Genomic DNA, 5,309 nt, shown 5'->3' with positions numbered 1-5,309 from the left:
ACTACTGACCAGGCATCCGCCAACCCGACCCGCATCGACTTCCTCTACCTCAACGAGGAAGAGATGGTCGACGCTGGTGTCACCGACCTCGCCGCGTGCGTCGAGACGATGGAGGAAACCCTCATCCTGCTCGCCGACGGCGACTACCGCATGGCGGGCGCGTCCGCGAACTCCCACGGCGCGCAGATCAACTTCCCCGACGACCCGGAGCACGAAGGCATGCCCGCCAACGGCCCGGACCGTCGCTTCATGGCCATGCCGGCCTACCTCGGCGGCCGCTTCCGCAACTCCGGTGTGAAGTGGTACGGCTCCAACGCCGATAACCGCCAGAACGACCTGCCGCGGTCCATCCACCTGTTCATCCTCAACGACGCGATCACCGGCGCACCGCTGTCCGTGATGTCCGCGAACCTGCTCTCCGCCTACCGCACCGGCTCCGTCCCGGGCGTGGGTGTCAAGCACCTCGCGCTCGAGAACGCAGAGACCGTCGGCATCGTCGGCCCGGGCGTCATGTCCCGCACCATCCTCGGTGCCGCACTGACCCAGCGCCCGAGCATCAAGAACGTCAAGATCAAGGGCCGCTCCGCAGGCTCCACCCAGCGCGCCGCCGACTGGATCAAGGAGAACTACCCGCAGCTCGAGGACGTCCGCATCGTCGAGACGGAAGAAGAGGCAATCCGGGACTCCGACATCGTCATCACCGGTACCTCCACCTCCCCCGACGGCCCGTCCGGCTTCCCATACCTGAAGAAGGAATACCTGAAGCCAGGCGCCCTGCTGCTCATGCCAGCAGCCGCACGCCTCGACGACGACTTCGTCCAGTCCGATGACTGCCGCCTCGTCGTCGACTACACCGGCCTCTACGAAGAGTGGTTCAACGAAAACGGGCCGGACGTCACCTACGAGCGCCTCCTCGGCATCCCGGGCAACCGCTGGTGGGACATGAAGGAAGAGGGCACCCTGCCCGCAGAGAAGCTCGTGAACATCGGCGACATCGCCTCCGGCAAGGCACCCGGCCGCCAGAACGACGACGAGATCTTCTGCTACTCCATCGGCGGCATGCCGGTCGAGGACGTCGCCTGGGCCACCGACGTCTACGAAAACGCCCTGAAGAAGGGCATCGGCACCAAGCTCAACCTCTGGGACACCCCCCGGTTGACCTAAAGCCTGCGGCAACAGACCGCACGCAGCAACGCCCGGTCGTCACAGCACTGACCGGGCGTTTTCCCTACCATTGGTATTGAGAACTGAATACACAACTGAATAACCGCACGACTTGCACACCACAAACGCCAAGAAGCGAAGTGAAACCCCATGGGTAAGTTCAAACCCGGAAGCGAACACACCACCCCAGAAGGCATCCAGAAGTTCATCCGCGACGAAGAGATCCGCTGGGTGGACGTCCAATTCACCGACGTCCCAGGCATCGAACAGCACCTCACCGTGCCAGCGTCCGCCTTCGACGAGGACGCGATCCAAGAAGGCCTCGCATTCGACGGCTCATCCATCGCCGGCTACACCAGCGTCGACAACTCCGACATGATGCTGCTGCCCGACCTCGAGACCGCGTTTGTGGACCCCTTCCGCAAGTCCAAGACGCTGAACGTGAAGTTCTTCGTCCACGACCCACACACCCGCGAACCATTCAGCCGCGACCCACGCAACATCGCCCGCAAGGCGGAGCAGTACCTCGCGGAACTCGGCTTCGCCGACACCTGCAACTTCGGTGCCGAGGCGGAGTTCTACATCTTCGACTCCGTGCGCTACGACTCCAGCACCAACAAGTCCTTCCACGAGGTGGATTCCGTCGAGGGCTGGTGGAACTCCGGCGCGAAGGAGAACCCGGACGGCTCCCGCAACCTGGGCCACAAGGTGCGCACCAAGGGCGGCTACTTCCCCACCGCGCCGTACGACCACATGCAGGACCTCCGCGACGAGATCGGTGAGCACCTGCAGGACGTCGGCTTCGACGTCGAACGCTCCCACCACGAGATGGGCTCCGGCGGACAGCAGGAAATCAACTACCGCTTCAACACCCTGCTGCACGCCGCGGACGACATGCAGACCTTCAAGTACGTCGTGAAGAACACCGCGAAGTTCAACCAGAAGTCCGCCACCTTCATGCCCAAGCCGCTCGCCGGCGACGGTGGCTCCGGCATGCACATCCACCAGTCCCTCTGGAAGGACGGCCAGCCGCTGTTCCACGACGAGAACGGTTACGGTGGACTCTCCGACATGGCCCGTTACTACATCGGCGGCATCCTCAAGCACGCCGGTGCTGTGCTGGCGTTCACGAACCCGACGATGAACTCCTACCACCGCCTGGTGCCGGGCTTCGAGGCGCCGGTGAACCTGGTGTACTCCCAGGAGAACCGCTCCGCCGCGATCCGCATCCCGATCACCGGCTCCAACCCGAAGGCCAAGCGCATCGAGTTCCGTGCGCCGGACCCGTCGGGTAACCCGTACCTGGCGTTCACGGCTGCGATGATGGCCGGTTTGGACGGCATCAAGAACCGCATCGAGCCAGGTGATCCGGTGGATAAGGACCTCTACGAGCTGCCGCCGGAGGATCTCAAGGACATCCCAACCGTGCCGTACTCCCTGGACGGGGCGCTCGAGGCACTGGAGGAGGATCACGACTTCCTCACCGCCGGGAACGTGTTCACCGAGGACCTGATCGAGGCACACATCCGGTACAAGTTCGACGAGGAGATCATGCCAGCCCGCCTGCGCCCGACGACGCAGGAGTTCGAGCTGTACTACGACTGCTAGTCGGTTCGAGTAACGCCCCACACCTCGGCGTTAGTGCCCGGGGCGTGGGGCGTTACTATGCCCTGCGTGACTAAGAAGTTTCGGGCACTCCCGCCGCCGGGCCCCGCGTGAGGCGGCAGCCTCATGGGCACCTCGATCGTCGCGCGCCTACTCGTCGAGAAGGACATGATGATTGGCGCGAGCATCTTCACGGCGATCGCGTACGTCATCCTCGTGGCGCTGACCATCGGATTCGCCCGCTACCGGCAGTCGAGCTTCCAGCGCACCACCGTGGCCGAGTGGTCGATGTTCTTCATCGGCATTCTGGCGCTCGGTGCTGCACTTTCTGGACTGACGGACGTCCCAACCTACCGCCTCCTCGGGTTCTGGATTGGCGCACCTGTCACCACGGTGACGTGGGCGATCCAGCTATCCCGCTTTTCTGGGACACCACGGTTTACGTGGGGCCTGCCGCTGGTTGGGCCGATGATTTCTGCCTCCGTGGCGGGCTGGCTGGCCCGCGATTACGGGCAGATGTACCACGTCATGGGCACCGCGTTCTTCGTGATGTCGCCGCTCACCGCCGTGCCGGTCTTCGCGCACGTGTACTGGGCGGCGTGGCACGGCAAGGTGGATCTCTCAGGCCCAAATTCCGCGACCGCGTGGGTGCCGCTCGGCGTGATCGGGCAGTCCACAACCGCGATGCAGATCCTCTATCCCAGCACGACTTCCGTGTATTACGGCTACGTCGCGCTGGTGCTCGCGGTGCCGCTGGCGATCTACGCGATGGTGACCTTCTACCCGAACGTGGTGCGGTGGGCGGACTACTCCCCGGCGTGGTGGTCCTGCACCTTCCCGCCGGGCACCATCAGTATGGGCGGCCACCAGGTTGCGCTGGTCAATGGTTCGGAGTGGCTGGACGCGGTCGCGCTGGCGATCCCCTTCCTGCTTCTTGCGCACTGGACGGCCTGCTCGAGCCGCTTCCTCAGCTGGGTTGCTGAGGGCCGCCGCGGCTCAACCGCCTAGCCCCTCCACACAGGCCGTTTTGGGCTGCAGAATGTCACAAAACCCGCAAAAACTGACACGCCACAGCCCAAAACCGGGTTCGCGACCAGGTTTAGGCGGGGCGAGACCAATCCCGCGCCCAGCTATGCGCGTTTTGCAGAGTTTAATGTCGCTTTTTGGCCAATTTCCGACATCAAACTCTGCAAAACGCGAGAGGGCGGGAACATACTCTGCAAAAAATGAAAGGGCGGGGACTCACTCTGCAAAACGCGAATGAGGTGCGCTCTGGGTCACTCTCGCGGTCCGCCCGTGGCCCGTTTTGGGCTGCAGAATGTCACAAAACCCGCAAAAACTGACACGCCACAGCCCAAAACCGGGGTTCGGAGCTACCCCTGGCAATCCGGTTGCTAGCGCTCAGCCACGCCACCTGGCCCCTCGCGGGCTACCCCTGGTGGCCCGAGGGCACCCCAGGCAGCTCCGGGACCACCGCTGGCATGGGGCGGCGCTCCTTCTTCAACGCCCACGCCAGCACCAGCCCGGACACCACGCACACGACCACAGCGAACATAGGTACGCCGGGCCATGGTGCGGCGACGTTGACGTCCAAAACCATGAACACCGCCCCAACACCGTAGGCCGCAACAAAACCGCCCAACGCAGCAAGAACGCACGCCCGCGTCCCCCGCGCGCCGAAGACCGCGCCGAGGGCCGCGCCTGCCACCGTGCCCATCAGGAAGCTAAAGAACACGCACAGCCCGGTCAGCGCCAACGTCCCCGCCGGCATGCCCGGGCCGTCGCTGGCGTAGCGCACGCCGCCGACGTCCTCGTACCCGCTCGCCTGGACGGTGAAGGAAGCAAAGTCCTGGTAGAAGGTCGGATTCCGGTCCGAAACAATAATCATCAGCGTGACCAGGGCCGCGGCCGCAAGCGACACCACCACGGCAGACACGGCCGCAGAGCGCACCCAGCGGGCAGAACTCACCCCGAAATCGCGCAGCCTCACCGAGCGCGCGGCCGTCACCGCGAACAGCACCGCGAGCACAAGGATCGCGAGCATCGCGTTCTCCGTCCCGCGAGACACAATCAGGCCTCCGAAACCGGCGAGCAGAACCGCTCCCGCGCTCACACCGAGGAAGGTCCGCGGGTTCGTGGCGCTAAAAACTCCGAATGTCATTGTGCGCTCCTTTCGATATAAGAGCTGGCACTGGCCAGGTCAATGAGCTCCGCGGGGTCGAGGTAGCTCACCTCAACGCCGAGGGTGCGCGCGTGCTCGGCCGCCGACGCACTCAGCGGTGCGGCAAGCACGAGCTCAGTGCGTTCCCCCAGGGTTTTCCGCGAAAACACGGGCAGGTCCGCGGCGATCAGCCCCACTTGCTCCGTCAGCCCCCGCAGCACCGGGTGGCGCGTGCGGAGCTGCTCGACGTCGAATGGACCGTGCGGCTCGTGGTCGTGGATGACGATCAGGGTCTCCACCAGGACCGCGAGGTCCTGGGAGTGCTGGGAGGTCAGGACGATCGTCCGTTCCGGGGCGGTGGTGGACGGCGCTGCGTCCG

The 5,309-nt window shown here is 64.7% G+C and carries 4 protein-coding genes and 1 pseudogene; 3 read left to right on the top strand and 2 right to left on the bottom strand.

Going from position 1 to position 5,309, the window contains the following annotated elements; all coding sequences use genetic code 11:
• The 3 genes from Q1V78_RS02680 to Q1V78_RS02670 all read left to right on the top strand — a co-directional run.
• The coding region (locus Q1V78_RS02680) for a tyramine oxidase subunit B (RefSeq protein WP_300611348.1) at nucleotides 1-1,164 on the top strand (1,164 nt) is incomplete at its 5' end.
• Between the two features lie 150 nt (nucleotides 1,165-1,314).
• A complete protein-coding gene (gene glnA / locus Q1V78_RS02675; protein ID WP_300611346.1) occupies nucleotides 1,315-2,772 on the top strand; it encodes a type I glutamate--ammonia ligase in 1,458 nt (485 codons plus the stop codon).
• A gap of 123 nt (nucleotides 2,773-2,895) precedes the next feature.
• On the top strand, nucleotides 2,896-3,777 hold the full coding sequence (locus Q1V78_RS02670) for a hypothetical protein (RefSeq protein ID WP_300611344.1): 882 nt from the start codon (nucleotides 2,896-2,898) through the stop codon (nucleotides 3,775-3,777).
• A gap of 421 nt (nucleotides 3,778-4,198) precedes the next feature.
• Here the strand turns inward: Q1V78_RS02670 and Q1V78_RS02665 are convergent, their stop codons facing one another.
• Nucleotides 4,199-4,930 carry a hypothetical protein gene (locus tag Q1V78_RS02665; RefSeq protein WP_300611342.1) on the bottom strand — a complete coding sequence of 244 codons (732 nt, stop codon included), beginning with the start codon at nucleotides 4,928-4,930 and terminating at the stop codon, nucleotides 4,199-4,201.
• Nucleotides 4,927-5,309, bottom strand: a pseudogene (locus Q1V78_RS02660) (hypothetical protein); the annotation flags it as partial. The gene Q1V78_RS02665 and the pseudogene Q1V78_RS02660, both read right to left, overlap by 4 nt.

It is taken from the genome of Corynebacterium sp. (assembly GCF_030152825.1).
In the GTDB taxonomy this organism is placed as follows: Bacteria; Actinomycetota; Actinomycetes; order Mycobacteriales; family Mycobacteriaceae; genus Corynebacterium.
This window is presented reverse-complemented; position numbering and strand designations above follow the sequence as displayed.